This window comes from Trichocoleus sp. FACHB-262 (genome assembly GCF_014696035.1).
Classification (GTDB): Bacteria; Cyanobacteriota; Cyanobacteriia; order FACHB-46; family FACHB-46; genus Trichocoleus.
The window spans coordinates 176,302-193,189 of record NZ_JACJPK010000064.1 but is presented as its reverse complement, the minus strand read 5'-3'; the positions used below and the strand labels follow the sequence as shown (position 1 = coordinate 193,189).

At 49.3% G+C, this 16,888-nt stretch carries 14 protein-coding genes; 3 read left to right on the top strand and 11 right to left on the bottom strand.

The features are described from left to right. The first annotated feature begins 1 nt into the window (after nucleotide 1). The gene (locus tag H6F68_RS12740; protein WP_190559481.1) at nucleotides 2–607 is read left to right on the top strand and encodes a hypothetical protein; all 606 of its coding nucleotides are present in this window, start codon (nucleotides 2–4) and stop codon (nucleotides 605–607) included. 1 nt (nucleotide 608) lies between these two features. Here the strand turns inward: H6F68_RS12740 and H6F68_RS12735 are convergent, their stop codons facing one another. Then, a complete protein-coding gene (locus tag H6F68_RS12735; RefSeq protein ID WP_190435727.1) occupies nucleotides 609–1,340 on the bottom strand; it encodes a uracil-DNA glycosylase family protein in 732 nt (243 codons plus the stop codon). 233 nt (nucleotides 1,341–1,573) lie between these two features. Here H6F68_RS12735 and H6F68_RS12730 point away from each other — a divergent pair, with 233 nt between their 5' ends. Then, nucleotides 1,574–2,368: a phosphoribosyltransferase gene (locus tag H6F68_RS12730; RefSeq protein ID WP_190559479.1), complete on the top strand. Its 795-nt coding sequence runs from the start codon at nucleotides 1,574–1,576 to the stop codon at nucleotides 2,366–2,368. 276 nt (nucleotides 2,369–2,644) lie between these two features. Continuing rightward, on the top strand, nucleotides 2,645–2,962 hold the full coding sequence (locus H6F68_RS12725; protein WP_190549588.1) for a hypothetical protein: 318 nt from the start codon (nucleotides 2,645–2,647) through the stop codon (nucleotides 2,960–2,962). A 37-nt stretch (nucleotides 2,963–2,999) separates the two neighbouring features. Here H6F68_RS12725 and hpsP read toward each other — a convergent pair whose 3' ends face one another. From hpsP to H6F68_RS12675, 10 genes are all read right to left on the bottom strand, one after another. After that, nucleotides 3,000–4,196 carry a hormogonium polysaccharide biosynthesis glycosyltransferase HpsP gene (gene hpsP / locus H6F68_RS12720; protein WP_313930107.1) on the bottom strand — a complete coding sequence of 399 codons (1,197 nt, stop codon included), beginning with the start codon at nucleotides 4,194–4,196 and terminating at the stop codon, nucleotides 3,000–3,002. Next, on the bottom strand, nucleotides 4,193–5,365 hold the full coding sequence (gene hpsO, locus H6F68_RS12715) for a hormogonium polysaccharide biosynthesis glycosyltransferase HpsO (protein WP_190559477.1): 1,173 nt from the start codon (nucleotides 5,363–5,365) through the stop codon (nucleotides 4,193–4,195). Before hpsO ends, hpsP begins: the two co-directional genes overlap by 4 nt. Nucleotides 5,366–5,424: 59 nt before the next feature. Beyond that, nucleotides 5,425–6,492, bottom strand: coding sequence for a hormogonium polysaccharide biosynthesis glycosyltransferase HpsN (gene hpsN / locus H6F68_RS12710; protein WP_242065475.1), 1,068 nt, complete (start codon nucleotides 6,490–6,492; stop codon nucleotides 5,425–5,427). Nucleotides 6,493–6,516: 24 nt separating this feature from the next. Continuing rightward, nucleotides 6,517–7,635, bottom strand: coding sequence for an acyltransferase (locus tag H6F68_RS12705; RefSeq protein ID WP_190559475.1), 1,119 nt, complete (start codon nucleotides 7,633–7,635; stop codon nucleotides 6,517–6,519). 14 nt (nucleotides 7,636–7,649) lie between these two features. After that, complete coding sequence (gene hpsL, locus H6F68_RS12700; RefSeq protein ID WP_190559473.1) at nucleotides 7,650–9,287, bottom strand: hormogonium polysaccharide biosynthesis protein HpsL; 1,638 nt, start codon at nucleotides 9,285–9,287, stop codon at nucleotides 7,650–7,652. A gap of 495 nt (nucleotides 9,288–9,782) precedes the next feature. Beyond that, nucleotides 9,783–11,270 (bottom strand): phosphoglucosamine mutase, encoded by a 1,488-nt coding sequence (gene glmM, locus H6F68_RS12695; RefSeq protein WP_190559471.1) that lies wholly within the window; start codon nucleotides 11,268–11,270, stop codon nucleotides 9,783–9,785. 352 nt (nucleotides 11,271–11,622) lie between these two features. Next, on the bottom strand, nucleotides 11,623–13,608 hold the full coding sequence (locus H6F68_RS12690; RefSeq protein ID WP_190559469.1) for a sensor histidine kinase: 1,986 nt from the start codon (nucleotides 13,606–13,608) through the stop codon (nucleotides 11,623–11,625). 124 nt (nucleotides 13,609–13,732) lie between these two features. Beyond that, nucleotides 13,733–14,029: a hypothetical protein gene (locus H6F68_RS12685; RefSeq protein WP_190559467.1), complete on the bottom strand. Its 297-nt coding sequence runs from the start codon at nucleotides 14,027–14,029 to the stop codon at nucleotides 13,733–13,735. A gap of 126 nt (nucleotides 14,030–14,155) precedes the next feature. Beyond that, the gene (locus H6F68_RS12680) at nucleotides 14,156–15,340 is read right to left on the bottom strand and encodes an NAD(P)H-quinone oxidoreductase subunit H (protein ID WP_190559465.1); all 1,185 of its coding nucleotides are present in this window, start codon (nucleotides 15,338–15,340) and stop codon (nucleotides 14,156–14,158) included. Between the two features lie 351 nt (nucleotides 15,341–15,691). Next, on the bottom strand, nucleotides 15,692–16,876 hold the full coding sequence (locus tag H6F68_RS12675) for an NAD(P)H-quinone oxidoreductase subunit H (RefSeq protein WP_190435752.1): 1,185 nt from the start codon (nucleotides 16,874–16,876) through the stop codon (nucleotides 15,692–15,694). Between the last annotated feature and the right edge of the window lie 12 nt (nucleotides 16,877–16,888).

The window sequence follows — 16,888 nt, the reverse complement described above, 5'->3', positions numbered from 1 at the left end:
GATGCGGTCATGGAGCGTCGCTAAGTTAGGAATCCTGATTCTTTGCGGGTTGAATTTTCAGCTAGGGGCGATCGCGACTGACAAACCTCCGAGTTTTCCTGTAGAGCAGCGCCCCTCGTCTCCCATTACGCTCCCTGGGCGGGCTGCTTGTCCGAGTGAATTTCAACCTGTAGTGGCCTTGCTCCTGCGCGATTTACCCGGCTATATGAACCGAGTCCACCAGCGGCTCTTCCGGCGCGATCGCTCTACTACCTCCGCTCCCTATGTCCTCCTCACTAGCCCCCCAGATTTTGAGCCCTTAGCTTTAGGGCCTGGGGTTTACCAGTCAGCGTCTTCACCAAAAGCAGAAGGAGTCCACCAGGTCTTCTTCACCACTCTAGAGCGCCAGTACACAGCTGGAAAAATCATTCAGTTGCAAGGTTATCATTGGGTTTTTCTAACCCAAACCGTGAGTGGCTGGCGATTAGCCATGATGTTTTCTCACTTTGGTCCCTATCCTGCCACCCGTCCGCCTTCACCCCCGGAAAATAGCACTCAAGGAGTCACAGGCCAAGCCATCCGCGCTTGGCTGCGAGACTGCCGTGCTGGACGAATTCGGCCTCTTTAACCTAATCTCCCGACTGTGGATTAATCGGCGCAGAAGTACCTCTAATCTCATCCAGCTTCGTCCGCACCACTTGAATATCCTGCCACATTTGCCACTTTGGGCTTCCCGGTTCCCGCGATGGATTGCGCAATAGATAAGCCGGGTGCAAAATTGGCATACAAAGATGGCCTTCCCACTCTAGCCATTGACCGCGAATCTTAGTGATGCCGCGTTTGTCGCCTGTGACCCCCCGCACCGCTGTAGCACCCGTCAACAAAATAATTTTGGGATCTACCATCCGGATTTGCTCCATCAGGTAAGGACGACAAGCTTCTGTTTCATCCGGTGTTGGAGTGCGGTTGCCAGGAGGACGACACTTGACCATATTGCAAATGTAGACATCTGCCTCCGTAGTCAAGCGCACCGATTCCAAAATCTTTTCTAGCAGTTGTCCAGCCCGCCCGACAAAAGGCAAACCTGTTTCATCCTCATTTTGTCCGGGGCCTTCACCAATGATCATGATGGGCGCTTGCAGATTTCCTCGCCCCACCACTGCATGGGTACGGCTAGCACCTAAATCGCAGCGTTGGCACTGGTTGCAATGGACAGCCATTTGCTCCATCGCGCTGTAGGTGCCCGCTGGAATAGGTACCTTCGCACTCGTGGGAATCAAGTCTGGGTCAAAGTCCGCAGGTGCAGGAGATGCGGGAAGACCTGAAACATCAAAAAGGCTAATTTGTTCTTCGCTGGACATGAATCTTGACGGCAGATGTATCAGAATTTTCCTATCCCAAAGTATCAGGATGGAAAAAATTTGTAAGCAAACTCAATTCACTTAAGATTTATAAATTCTAGAACCAATTCCTCACGCTTGAGAGCTGTCGTTAGGTGGAATGTCGAGCTTTAGCGTTATTTGGATCACTTGTAGATAACGGGTTACATCAGCCAAGATAGTGACAACACTAATGCCGAGCGCTGGAGGGATGAATGTTACCTTCTCCGCTATTTCGCGATCGCGAAGCAGTTGGCCATGAACTAGCCCTCGCAGTTTTCGAGGAATTCACCCGATTAAAAACAGCGGCAACCGAACTAGATTGGCCCACGCTCGCCACCGTTCAACCGATCGTTTACGGCCTACCTCGTGGTGGAATTCCAGTCGCTGCTGCGATCGCCGAAAAACTCAACTGTCCCCTTGACGTAGTCATTGCCAAGAAAATCACTCGCCCCGAAGACCCAGAGCTAGCCATCGGAGCCGTTGCCGCCACAGGAGAAGTCTTGTGGACTCAGCCTCGACCTTGGCATCTTCATCGCACCAAAATTTATCAGGCCGCCTTGCAAGCGACGCTAGAGAAAGCTCAACTACAGCTGACTCAATTTGGCCCCATCCGTCCCCAGGTCGAACCCCAAGGAGCAATCGCCATTTTAGTAGACGACGGCATCGCCACAGGCATGACCATCGCCGTCGCTGCGCAAGCCCTCCGCCAACAGCAACCTGCCCAAATCTGGATTTGCGCCCCAGTCGCCCCCCTAGAACTGGTAAATTGGCTTCACCAATGGTGCGATCGCCTGATCCTCTTAGCCACTCCCGCAGAATTCTCCAGCGTCAGCCGTTTTTATCAAAGCTTTCCCCAAGTAGAGCTAGACGAAGCCATAGCTTGCTTACAAAACCAGTCCCATAGGAGACTTTCAGCACAAATGAATACTTATCCCCCTAGCCCCCCAATGCTGGAGGAAGCAGAGAGGAAATTTTCCTCAGCATTGGAGGGCGAAAGAGAGCAATAAAGTATTTATACAGCGACCTAGCACGACACCAAGCAGCTAAAACCCCTTCTGGAGGAGGTCTGGAGGACGCAGCCGTCCTTCAGCGGGGGTTTGGGGGCGAGTGCCCCCAAGCTCTTGGCTCTGCCGGAGAACCTACGCAAAGCAACATAAATAACTCCCACCCCAAGGCAGGTAGCCAAATCAAAACAGTTGGACTATCCTACGGTCAGTTCTGAAACGCTTAACCCAAAACAGGTTCAAGCCATAATGAGCTGTAGTGATTAAAGTGGTGGCGAGATGAGACGCTGGCAATCCTGGTGGGACACCCTAGCACTGGCGAGTAGCAGTAACCCACCCCAATTTGTTGAGTTATTGATGCTCCTGTTAGCGATCGCCCTCCTACTCGTATGGGGAGCCAGCGATGTGGTCTGGGGCCTCACGAAAGGTTGGCCTTACTTAGTCCTGAGCTTAAGCTTCGCCATTGGAGCAGCCGTCTCCACTTTAGTCCGGGAAGCCCTCATCCCTTCCTCGCAACCTCGGATTACTCAGGTCACTGCCGTCTTATTGCTGATCATCAGTTGCTATAGCTTTTCAGATTTGATGCGCTACTTTTAAGCCTGTGCAATCCATTCACGAGCTATTTCAGCAAAAACTAGCGTGCGGTTGTCGCCAAAATTTTTTGGTAAGACTGAATCATTTGTTGAGCGATCGCAGGCCAGCTATAGTGCTGCAAAGCATAGGCTTTTGCTCGTTGGCCTCGACGTTGGCGCTCAGACGCACCCTTCAAAGCATCCTTGAGCAAATGAGTTAAAGCTGCTACCTCGCAAGGTCCGACCCAACCTGCCTCTGCCTGCCGCACTTCCTCACAGATATGCACTTGGTCTGAAATCACCACAGGCGTTTCCATTGCCATCGCTTCCGCCACCGCAATGCCAAAGTTTTCGTAGTAGGACGGCAGCACAAACAAATCAGCACTTTGCAGCAAGGCAGCTTTCGTTTCCCCAGAGGCAAACCCAGTTACCGTCGTGTGGGGAGCGAGCGAGGAAGCTTGAATTTGGCTCCGAATCGCCGCTTCATAATCTGGATCTTGGGGGTTTCCACCTGCTAGAACAAAATGAAATTCGATTTTTTCTGCCAGCAAATTTTCTAGAGCAGGTAACAGCAGATCCAATCCCTTTTTGGGGTCAATTCGGGACATGAACAAAACCAGGGGGCGATCGCTAGGAATACCTAACTGAGCGCGAATCGCTTCGGGGTGAGCAGACAGCTTCGGTAAGCTCACACCCAAGGGCATGACTAAATCTTTAGTGGTCAGCCCAAAGCGCTCAGAAACTTTGGCTTCTTGAGCACTCGTAAAATGTATTGCCGCAGCCCCTGCCAAATTAGGCCGCTCTAGTAACGCTGCATAAACCTGCTTTAGCTGCTTTTTCTTACGTAGGTCAGCAGGGTCAAGGGTTCCCAAGGGACGCAGTAGATAAGGCAACTTTTGCGATCGCGCAATTGTCGCTGCCGCTGTACTCACCGGAGAGAACAAGGCGTGAATATGGGCCAAGTCGAAGGAGTGAGCCTGTTGAGCGAGCCATTGCAGCAAGCCCAAAGAAAATTTGTAGCGGCGGAAGGGTGAGCAACGAAAGTAGCGGATGTGATAGCCATCTTGTTCTACAGGGCGATCGAGGGGCACCGCTAAGGGAGCCTGGCCCGCATCCCCATTAGAATCCGTAGTCAGGATCGTCACCTCTACACCCTGAGCTGCTAGGGCACCGGATAACCCCAACACCATCTGGCTGGGCCCTCCGTACACTAGCGAAATGGAAGGCACAATTTGCAAAACCCGCAGAGGCTGGTTCACGCGGCAAGCAACTCCTTGTAAAAGCTCAATAACTGGCTAGCCAAAGCGTGATTGGTGTACTGGTTAAGGACTCGTTCGTACCCTCGCTTCGCCAAGTTGGTTGCCAGCTCTGGTTGCTCCATCAACTGCCGCAAGCGATCTTGCAACGCTTCGGCATTTCCTTCCGGGAAGACCAAGCCCGCATCCCCAATCACATAAGGAATTTCTCCCGAATCCGAGCCAATCACCGGAACTTGGCAAGCCATTGCCTCAATCAACACATGGCCAAATTGCTCTTTCCAGCCCACCGAGGTTAAGGTTTTGAATTGATAGGTGGTTTCCGAAGGCAGCACCAAGGTGCTCATTAAATTGATGTACCGCTGCACCTGATCGTGCGGGACACTCTCCACCCAAATCAACCGATCTGCTAAGCCTTCTTGCTGGGCCCAGTTTAAGAGAGTATCTTTTAGTGGCCCTCGGCCTAAGAGCATCCATTTCCAGGGGCGATCGCGCAAACCTGCTAAGGCTTTCCCTAGGGTTAGCAGCCCTTTTTCTTCCACAAAGCGCCCGACAAAACCCACCACAAACTCAGACGGCTGAATGCCAAGCTGAGCCGCTAGTTCTGGTTGAGGTTGCGGTCGAAATAAAGTTTCATCCACTCCCAATTGCGGCATCACACGGGCAGGGCCTTTGTAACCATGTTGCTGCAAGATTTCCACGCCATCCTGATTTCCAGCCACCAACCCATCGGTATGGCGCAAGTTATAAGCCTCAATGGCGGAAATAGGAAACTTGAGGCTGTAAGGTAGATTCCACCAAGTAAAAAATAGGTTTTTAGCTTTTAGGCCTAGCAGACGGTTTAGCGTAATCAGTTGGCTATAGCCGATCGCCTTTGATCCCTGCTCTACTTGAATGATTTGGGGTCGAAACTGGCGTAGCAACGTGACCAGATCTTGACCAAAACAAAGCAGTCCTTGATTGTTCTGGCTCAAATTGGAAACCGGGACAATCCGGAACGGACCCTCTTGACGAGGCTGAGTTTCGATAATGGTATTTTGCACACCTCCAGGCCGCCAACGTTGAGGCACCACAATCGTTACTTCAACATCTGGCGCTAATCGGGCCAGCGATCGCAACTTCTCACAATTGAGATCAACGATATAGGTATGGCTAGCTACTAAAATTCTCATGGCTGTTTAGAATTTACTCGTTGAACCCTACCTTTACCTTTTAGCCTGAACCAAATCTGCTAAGACTTCATGGAGCTAACAGCTGTAGCTTGTTCATCTAACGATTGGTTGGCAACGGATGCTTGGGTCACTCTAGCGTTCTGATCCAAGCGTGTATAGGTTTGACCATCATCCCAGATAGATTTAATCAAAGTCCAAACAGCACTCAGGAATCCTAAGAAATAGAACCCCGCGCGACTTAGGATCTTTAGGGGAGAACCGCTCTTGTGGCAAGGTGGCCGACCTAGCACGTGACAGTCAAATAGGCGAGCGAACAAGCTTAGAGCTTGGATCGGGGTGAGATTCTTCAGCCCCAGCAAGAAGTGGTTGTGGTAGAAAGTGAGTTGATATTGCAGCGATCGCGTGCTGATATCGTGACAACCTCCCGTTTCTTCTCCTAAATGCACCAGATGAGCTTCTGGGTCGTACCAAATGCGGTAGCCCGTTTGGCGAATATGCAAGCAAAAGTCAGACTCCTCTCGCACAGCGCTACCTCGAAAGCGCTCATCAAAGTGCAGGCCATGCTGCTCAAATAACTCCCGCCGAAAGGACATATTACAGCCTCTCGCGGTCAACACTTGCTGAGGTTTAATCGTGTGAACCAAATCAATGTGATACCAGGCTATTCCTGGGTCCATCGCTTCGGGGGGCAAATATTCAATGACGCGAGTTTTCTTCGACTCAGTCAGCTTCATGCGATCGAAGACACGACCCGCCACAGCCCCCACATCTGGTTGTTCCACATAGTTGCGAGCATGCGTCGCTAGAAAACCAGGCGTAAGCTGCACATCGTCATCAATGAACAAAATAATGTCACCTGTAGAACGCCGTACAGCGTAGTTTCGCGCTCCTGGTAAACTCGCCCAATCCACCCGGAACCACTGAATCTTGCCTGCTGTGGTTAGTTGCTCCAAGTAGGCTTCAGTCGCAGGCTCGTGGGTACGAGTTTGGTCTACCACCAACACTTCAAAGTTAGGGTAGTCCTGCGCCATGACATCTACTAGTGTGTCTCGCAAAGCCTCCTCACGACAATAGGTGGGAACAATCACCGAGATTAAAGGCCAAGCCATAACATCTGAATTTTTCATTGCAGTTTCAGTTTGGTTGGTCATCTAAGCTTGACTACTCACTAATTTTCTAGTCTGTTTGCGAATAAAAACTTCTGTTTTAACAAATAAAAATCCATAAATAGTAAGTAACAAACCTACTACTAAAACAGAGAAGCCGAGTTGAAGATAAGGGGGCAAATCAAGCAACTGATTGAGTCTACGCAAAGCCACCACAAAAAGCGGTTGATGAATTAAATATAGTTGATATGAGTAAAGTCCTAATAACGAAAGAAAGCTCATACCCCACTGTAGCGATCGCCATTGGCTCAAGAATTGGAGAAGCGCATAAAGTCCCAAGAATAGAATTGGCGAGAGTAGCACATCAAACCCAAACATATAAGTGATGTTAGCTTTGCCCAAAACCATTCCGGCACAAATTACAATACCAATCACAAAAGTACCAATAGCCGCTAGCCAATCAATTCTCCTAAAGGATTGCTTCTCAAAGTAAACAACCCCCCAGTACAAACCAAGGCAAAGTTGAAAAAAGTAGCTACCCAAGAAGTTATTTTGCAATAAAAACCAGAAACTCGGTGAACTCTGAGGTAGAACCCAACAAAGAGCCTTAGTTAGGGCAGCAACTAAAATCCCTAAGCCCAAAATCTTGACTGTCTGCCCTCGGCAAAAATAGAAAATTAGAGGAATGCTTAAATAAGCTTCTAGGATGACTGTAAAAAACCAAAAGCCAGGGTTGATCGATTGAAACTCATAACCTGCCAAACCAATACAGCTCAGGATAAAGTTCTGAATCGAGTTGATTTTTAAGTGGCCGAACCACTGATAGAGCATCAAACTAGATACAACCGCCAGAAAATAAGTAGGATACAGCCGAGAGATTCGCTTCTTTAACCACAATTTCCAATCTACCGATATCTCAGTTAAATTAGCTGTTTTCAAAGCTGAGGCTAAAGCATAGCTGGTATTAAACCCAGCCATGACAAAAAAGATATCAACCGCAGCGTAGCCGAAACGAGCCCCATTTCGATCCAAAGCGACGACTAAATCAAAGCGCTCAGGGTAGTTTTGAAAAAAGTGGAATAAGATAACTGCTAAGATTGCAATTCCCTTGGTTTGGTCAATCCAATCTAATCTCTTTCTAACCACTTTAGTTTCACAATTCACGGCGGTTGATTTCCTTATAAAGTTGCTGTTGCTTTTTTCGATCGCCTACCTTTCTTCTTACTAACCAAATCCTCCGAGGCTTCTTTAAGTAATTTTTCCTGGCGATCTAATTCTGGCAACTTCAAAATCACGCCAGCAAAAAACCAGTAGTAAACAGCCACTGGGTCTACATCTAAGGGGTAGTAGTAAGTATTGAAGCTAATGAATAAGATGAAAACCCAGAAACTAGCTCCATAACTTCTCAAACTGCGATCGCGCACAGAGCGATAAGCCTTAAATGTAATAATGGTCAAGCTGATCGCTACTACCAAAAAAGCCAGCACTCCCAGCGGCCCAATTTCGTAAAGTAATTTAGGGTAATAGGTTTCAATGAGTTCCGAGTTGCCCAAAGAGCGGGCCGCATTCGTAGCTCGCCCCAAACCCTTGCCTAAAAAACCAGATCGCTCTGCGGCATATTCAAACTGCTGCATGATGAAGGCTTGAGGGGGTGAAGCTTCCCATCGTCCTTGAAAACTAGTAATCCGCTCTTGGACGACCTCCGGATTGGCTGCCATCGCAACGCTCAAAATCAGACCTAAGCCTGCGCCTATGGGAATAAAGCGTTTGAGGTTAGTGACTTGTCCCGTAAGGATTAGCAGAATCACTGTGGTCACTGGCACCAGTGCTAACGCAATTCTTTGGCCCGATAAGGTAGACATAATGAAGGTTGCTGCCATTGCTGACAACCCAGCATTTCGCCAAACAAATGAGGGATCGCTGAAGGCCGCAGCAAAGCTGATAAACCCGCTGGAAATGAGAAACCAACCCCATTGCCACGGGGCAACAAAGGTTCCAGGTAGGCGGATCTGCCCATGCTCAGGGCTATATAGCAGAGAGCCACCAACTAAGCATCTTGCGTCTAGAGAGGCTTTGAAGAGAGATGCTCCTGAGGCTATCGTTCCAGCACAACGGCCTGTCTTGAGGAAAGTGTATTGAATGAAGGCAAGACCGCAACATGCCAAAATCAACACAACATGCAGGCGCAGCAGGAAATGGAGGTCTTTTTTGTCTCGGATTAAGTAATAAGCACAGACGATTAAAGGGATATAGCCCATCAAAACCTTGAGGCCCAAAATTCCCATTGCAAATGGCTGCTCGGCTCCATTAGCCGCCATCTGTTGCGAGCCGTTAATAAAAGCTAGAACTAGTAAACAATAGGCCAACAAAATTCCCAATGCTGGCATGAGCTGCTTAGGAATTAGAAAAGGCAGACGCTCGCGCCGACAGTACTGAATAGTGCCAATGAGAGCTGGGATAAAGAAAGCGTCCTTAGCCAACTGGAGCAAAGGGCTATTGCCAATCGCATAGGTGATCGTTCCGCCAAAGGGTAGGTAGATGAGAAATCCCCACATTGCCTGACGCGGATACTTAAATGACAGGCTGAGGCAAAGCAGACCCACAGTTAAGCCAATTCCTGGCTTCGGATCTTCATTAATTACACCGAAACATAAGCCCGCAACTGCACACAGTAAAAGGGCAAAAATTGTGTAGTTAACGAGTTCTTTCCGGGCTTGGGCAGCTTTTCGTTTCTGAGCCAACCGCTCCTTCATCGTTAGCGGCGGGGCTTCGTCATTGAGAGCTTTTTGCTTTGACTTCAGTTTTGATTTGGGCATAGCAAAACTATGAGGCTGATCCTCTCCTTAACTTTGACTCGGAGCCTCGACGCGGAGCCACAACTAATTAGGTCAATCAATATAGTGGCATTTTCCGGCGGAGAAACTAGCGGTAGTTTCAGAGGCAATGTAGAGGGTTGTACCAATTGCGTAGATTCTTTCTGCGAGAACCCCAAATAAAGTTGAGAAACAGCTAGGGTATCGGCATCAGCAGTAGGGAGAGGGGCCTACCAATTGTGGCATCTGGGCTTCTGATCCGGCGACTGTTTGGCTTGGCTTTAAGAAGGCTTTAAACAACTGACCCCATTAACCTTAGAAAAACTTAATATTGACGTACTTTTTTGCACACAAAAAAGCTTTTTTCAAGATCAGACTCGGCAAATCCAAGAATAGAGGGTTGCTGTAGTAGCTTTCGCTGCTTTCAACAACCCTCTATTTCCTAGCAAACCATCGAGCCGCTACCAGTGCTGCAAAAAAAATAAACTCTGAGTAGTGCTAAGTCAAATGCTCTTGTACAGCTAAAACTAGATTGTCTGTCCAGTAAGATGCCAACTCGGCACTAGCCGCTTCTACCATGACTCGAATCACAGGTTCGGTTCCAGAGGCTCGAACTAAAATTCGGCCTTGGTCTCCCATATGGGCCTCGGCTTGAGCGATCGCATTCTGCAAACCATCACAGTTTTGCCAGTTCAAACGGCGATCGCGATCCTCAACTCGCACATTCTTTAAGAACTGGGGATAAGTTTGGAAGCTTTGATCGACTAAATCCGCCAAAGAAGTACCTGCCCCTCGCACTAGAGCTGCTAGGTGTAAAGCAGTTAGGAGGCCATCCCCACTGACGCTATAGTGCCGACAGAGAATGTGCCCCGATTGCTCGCCGCCTAACATGGCACCTTGGCGCAGCATTTCGGCGTGGACATATTGATCCCCTACGGCAGTACGCAGCAGTTTACCGCCTTGTTTTTCCCAAGCCCGCTCGAAGCCCAAGTTTGCCATTACCGTCGAAACGATGGTGTCGCCGGGTAACTCTTGCGCTTGACGTAGCGTTTGGCCCCAGAAATATAGAATGTAGTCCCCATCCACAGTGCGGCCTTGAGCATCCACGGCCAGCACTCGGTCGGCATCACCATCAAAGGCAAAGCCGATATGAGCGTTATGCTGCTTCACTGCTGCCCGTAGCGGGTCAAGATGGGTGGAACCGCAGTTAACGTTAATGCGATCGCCGTCTGGACTGTCGTGGAGACAAATCACCTCAGCACCCATCGCCGTAAATACCTCAGGCGCTAAGTTCGCGGCTGCACCCCAAGCGAGATCCAAGACAATCCGCATGCCTTGCAAGTTCACGGCTGGAAGTAGCGGCTTGTGTAGCGACTCCACATACTTGCTCAATAGTTCTGGCCGATGGTAGTGCTGTCCCCAGCGATCGCCACCCTGGAGTTGCGGCTTCACATCTACCGCATTACCTCGGATCGCCGCTTCAATTTGAGCTTGGACTGCTAGGGGTAGCTTGGCTCCATCCGGGCCAAAAAACTTGATGCCGTTATCTTCTGGAGGATTGTGGCTGGCTGAAATCATCACACCACCCAGCGCCCCGGTGGTTTGAGCCAGATAAGCAACACTGGGAGTAGGGCACAGCCCTAAATTCCAAACTTCTAGGCCAGCAGCGGTCAAGCCCGCAGAGAGCGCCATTGCTAACATGTCGCTAGAATTTCTGGAATCTTGACCTAAAATAATTGGGCCTGATCCAGTCGTGTGAGATTGCAATACACGACCTGCCCAAAAACCCACTTGTAGCGCTAAAGGAGCGCTCAACAAATCACCCGCATGGCCTCGAATCCCATCAGTACCAAATAGCGGAGTAGCTGGTAGGTTGAGTTGAAGCGGTTGTTTTTGAATTGTGGGTTCAGAGGGGGCAGACTGTACCTTTGAAATCGAAATCGAAGCTAGGCTAGGACGTTGCGTCCGGGCAGGGGATGTGACCATAAATTTAAGCACTCCACTCACAACACACTCACAGTGGAGAATAGCACTTTCCCTCAGAGGCTGCTCTACTGCCAAGAGCATAAAGTGTACAGTCCAGCTATGAATCTGTAGGATTTTTCAAAATATTCAGTTCATACGTTTAAGTAACGCGCTACCGAGTGCATTTCCGGAGAAAAATATTTTTTAGTCAAATAGTAAAGTTTGAACATTACTATTACCCTAAACCAAGGAATAGACGGTTGCTGTATGTGTCGTATTAGCTAGTGCAAGCACGATCTAAAACGCGATCGCCACTTGGATTAGGGTTGTAACCTGCATCTGCAAAGTCATTGAGGAGCGGCTTGGGTCGTCCCTAGCTTGTTGAGATCGCTTCAACAAATTCCTTCGCTGGCAATGCCGCTGAATTAGCAGAAGAAATCGCTTGAATTGGCAAGGTAATCATAAACTTTGCGCCTCGCCCTATCTCAGAAGCAACCTCAATTTTGCCGTGATGCTTTTCTATAATTTGGTAGCAAATCGCTAAGCCTAATCCTGTGCCTTGTCCCACGGGTTTGGTGGTAAAGAACGGATCAAATAGTTTGCTACTGAACTCGCTGGAAATACCTGGACCGTTATCTGCAATACAGATTTTTATTTGATTAAATTTCAGTACCTCAGTTTCAATGGTAATTTGCTTCCTCGCCTGATTTGATGGCGATACCAGTGCATCAGATAACAGTGCATCAATCGCATTATTTAGCAGATGCATGAACACTTGATTGAGCTGTGCTGGATAGCACTCCACTAAGGGCAGCTTGCTGTATTGCTTGACAATTGAAATCTCTGGAGCCAGCCGATGATTGAGGATTAACAGTGTGTTGTCGATACCTTCATGGATATCGACTGGCTTCATCTCTGCTTCATCTAAGCGCGAAAAGTTACGCAGCGATAGAACGAGTTGGCGAATCCGATCAGTTCCCGCTTGCATCGAAGTCAAAACTTTAGGCAAGTCATCCACTACAAACCCAACATCTAAATCAGCAATTTGTGCTTGGAGAACCGCAGGAGGATGAGGATATTGCTGCTGATAAAGCTGCACCAGGCTAATCAATTGCGTCATATAGGTGTTGGCATAGTTGAGGTTGGCTGCCACGAAAGTAATGGGATTATTGATTTCGTGGGCAAATCCTGCCACCATTTGGCCCAAGCTCGACATTTTCTCGGTTTGAATCAACTGAGCTTGGGTTTGACGTAGCTCTTGCAGGGCTTGATGTAGCTCATGAGCTTGAGATACCAGCTCGCCATTCAACTGTTGCAGGTGGTCGTGAGCCTCTGCCAACTGTTCATTCTTGCGCCAAAGCTCTGCTGTGCGTTCTTCTACTCGTTTCTCTAGCGTTTGATGTACGGTTTGCAGTTCGTGGGTATGCTCGGTGACGCATTGCATCAACCCATTCAAGGCCGCTGCTAACAAGCCGACTTCATCTTGGGTGGTAATGGGCGCTTGCAGCTCAAAGTTCGATTCCTTAGTGGCTCGCTGAGCTACCTTGGTGACAGACTCTAGGGGACGAGCGATCGCCCGACTCGTCAAAACTGCCAAAATAGCCGCAATGCTAACGGAAAGCACCATGCTCAGGGCAATGATTTCAGTCCGCAGGGTTTTGGCATCGGCTAAAGCCACTTCTGCCCGCTGCTGTTCCTGACGGTTGCTTTCAATCAGTTGAACTAAGTTATCTAAAAGACCATCAAACCTGAGCGAAGCTGCGCTAGTAGAAAACTGAAGCAACCAAGCCTGCCTAGCTTTGAGTTCTGTAGTTGAAAGCTTTTGGGGATTTGTCTCCCTTAGAAACACCTCCATTTGCTGGAAGTAGTCACGCACGATCCCCTGACTTGATTGCAAAAATTGGGTGAGAGTAGGTGAATTCTCAGTTGCAGCTACAGATTGCAGGCTTGGCAGAATCTTTTGAGTTTTATCAATATGGCTGAGGAAATGATCGTGCTTAGCCTCAAACAGTGCGGGTTTCTCTAGGAGCGGCACAAACTCGTGGTGGTGCAAGCGCATATGCAATACATTGCGTTGCAGCTCACTCAGCAGTTGCTCTTGCTTTACAGCGCGAGTGAGTTGTTTCTGCGCTTGGTTTTGGTAGTAGTCTCCCACCGTTAACCCAGCAGTTGTGCCTAGCAGGGCTACCCCGATCGCGACTGCATAGCCAGAGCCAATTTTGCGACGAATGCTTGCGCCATGCACCCACTGCTTCACCCTCTGAAAACTTGCTTCGGAAGTGAGCGATCGCTTGGATAGATGCGGCTGAGGCACCGCGATTTCGTAGCTATGAGGAGAACTGGGGTTTTGAACCTGCATAGGCCTTGAGGCACAGAAAGAGGTTAGAGCGTATCTTCACCCTACTTCGGAGGAATTACGGAAAATCCGTAAGTAATTCACCGATTCTTAAACTTAACTAGTTATCTTTACGTAAAGTAGCAAGCTAAACGCCTACCTGGGATAACAAAACCTGCATCTGATCCCAAGTTAGCCCTTGGGCTAAATAAACCGGGGATTGGGGTGTATAAGGGCTCTTTAGGCGATCGATCGCCACAATTTTGGCCCCCTCCGGTAACATCGGCACTTCGGGATCAAAAGCGGTAGGGCGCACGAGGGAACTGGAAAAGCCCTTAAAAATTGTAATTTCGTCTGGTTCTCCCTCAACTTCGGCATGGACAATCAAAACTTCTTGCGGGCGTTTGATTGTGTACTGCTCCAAACGGTATCCAATCGAATTCATGACTGCCTCTGCTACGAAAATGCGTTTTCCTGAGATTGGGAGATGTTTCTGCGGCCAAGGTAAAAAACTCTCCTAGAAGCCACTATAGGAACCATCAACATTTTCTGATGCAGTGAGCCACATGAATTAGCGATCGACTGAACCCATAATGATGTCGATGCTGCCCAAAATTGCCATAATGTCAGCGATTTTGACTCCACGTAATAAGTGAGGCAAGATTTGCAGATTGTTGAAATCAGCGGCGCGAATTTTCCAACGCCAAGGGAAAACGCTATCATCCCCAATTAAATAGACACCCAATTCACCTTTACCGCTCTCGACTCGGACATAGTGCTCTCCGGCAGGAACTTTAAAGGTGGGAGCGATTTTCTTGCCAATGAATTGGTAGTCAAACTCATTCCATTGAGATTTTGGGCCTGCAGTGATTCTTTGGGCTTCTAGGTTTTCGTAAGGGCCACCGGGTAATCCCGCGATCGCTTGGTGCAAGATTTTGATCGACTCGCGCATTTCCCCTAAACGGACGCGGTAGCGAGCAAAGCAATCTCCTTCTGTCGCCCACTGCACGTCCCAGTCAAAGTCGTCATAACACTCATAGTGATCAACTTTGCGGAGATCCCATTTCACGCCAGTCGCTCGTAACATGGGGCCAGAAAGTCCCCAGTTCAACGCTTCGGCTCGACCAATCGTGCCCACACCTTCAACCCGGTGGCGGAAGATTGGGTTGTTGGTTACGACCCGCTCGTACTCTTCTAAGCGTGGCCCTAGGTAATCACAAAAGTCTTGGCACTTATCTATCCAACCGTAGGGTAAGTCAGCGGCCACTCCGCCGATGCGGAAGTAGTTGTTGTTGACCATGCGGTAACCAGTCGCGGCTTCCCACAGGTCATAAATCATTTCTCGCTCGCGAAAAATCCAAATCGGTTGGGTACCCAATCCTAAATCATGCGCGAACGTCCCCAGCCACAGTAAGTGATTGGCAACGCGGTTTAGTTCCAGCATGATCACCCGGATATAGCTGGCGCGCTTGGGCACTGGGATATCTGCCAGCTTTTCGGGTGCATTCACCGTCACGGCTTCATTAAACATGCCCGCCCCATAGTCCCAACGACTGACGTAGGGCACGTACATGAGGTTGGTACGGTTCTCAGCAATCTTTTCCATGCCGCGATGCAGATAACCAATCACGGGTTCGCAATCTACCACCTCTTCGCCATCCAGGGTTACGACTAAGCGAAAGCAGCCGTGGGTGGTGGGATGATGTGGCCCCATGTTGAGAATCATGGGCTCGGTTTTGGTTTCAAGCTTGACCATAATTAGTCAAAAACCTCTCTAAAGCCAGGGTTGAGGGGATCGGCTCAATGGGTCAACGGCACCAACGCTGTCCAAATCGCAACCAATCTTGCTTGGCTAACAGCTCCAACTCGTAGCGTTGATTCAGAACCATAGAGCTGTTGAAAATGAGTGCTGAACTAAAAATTAATACTTAAGTTCTATGACTTTCACGGGAGCGATCGCCTCACCCAGCTAGGTGAACCTATGGAACATTACTGAACCTTGACTTGAACTAGCGACAGGAAAAGCCACAAAAAAATGGAGCAGGTTTTTCACCCACCCCATGCGATCGCCGGATTACAGCGTAGAAACTAATGTATGACTGGAGAGTTAGCGATCGACCGATCCCATAATGATGTCGATGCTACCCAAAATTGCCACAATATCCGCAACCTTCACGCCACGGACAATGTGGGGGAAAATTTGTAGGTTATTGAAGTCAGCCGCCCGAATTTTCCAACGCCAAGGGAAAACCGTGTCGTCCCCGACGATGTAAATCCCCAATTCGCCTTTACCGCTCTCGACTCGGACGTAGTGTTCGCCCGAGGGGATCTTAAAGGTGGGAGCAATCTTCTTACCAATAAATTGGTAGTCAAACTCGTTCCACTCAGATTTGGGACCCGCAGACATCCGCTTGGCTTCTAGATTTTCGTAAGGGCCACCTGGCAATCCCGCGATCGCCTGACGAATAATCTTGACCGATTCGCGCATCTCTCGAATCCGCACAATGTAGCGGGCAAAGCAATCGCCTGCGGTTTCCCACTGCACATCCCAGTCAAAGTCGTCGTAGCACTCGTAGTGATCAACCTTACGCAAGTCCCATTTCACGCCAGAAGCCCGCAGCATGGGGCCAGAAAGACCCCAGTTAATCGCTTCTTGGCGGCTAATGGTGCCCAAGCCTTCAACCCGACGGCGGAAAATGGGGTTGTCGGTGATCAGGCGCTCGTACTCATCCACTTTGGGTAGGAAGTAATCGCAGAAGTCTTCGCACTTGTCTACCCAACCGTAGGGCAAGTCAGCAGCAACTCCACCAATGCGGAAGTAGTTGTTGTTGACCATGCGGTAGCCAGTCGCAGCTTCCCACAGGTCATAAATCATTTCCCGTTCGCGGAAGATGTAGAAGAAGGGAGTTTGTGCTCCTACGTCTGCTAGGAATGGGCCAAGCCACAGCAAGTGGTTAGCAATGCGGTTCAGCTCCAGCATGATCACGCGGATATAGCTGGCTCGCTTGGGTACGGCAATATCAGCCAGCTTCTCGGGAGCATTCACCGTCACCGCTTCATTAAACATCCCGGCTGCATAGTCCCAACGGCTGACGTAAGGGACGTACATGATGTTGGTACGGTTCTCGGCAATTTTTTCCATGCCACGGTGCAAGTAGCCAATCACTGGCTCGCAGTCCACCACATCTTCCCCGTCCAGGGTAACAACCAACCTCAACACACCATGCATGGAGGGATGGTGAGGCCCCATGTTCAAAACCATGGGTTCTGTGCGGGTTTCAATCTTTGCCATCGGTGAGCAGTC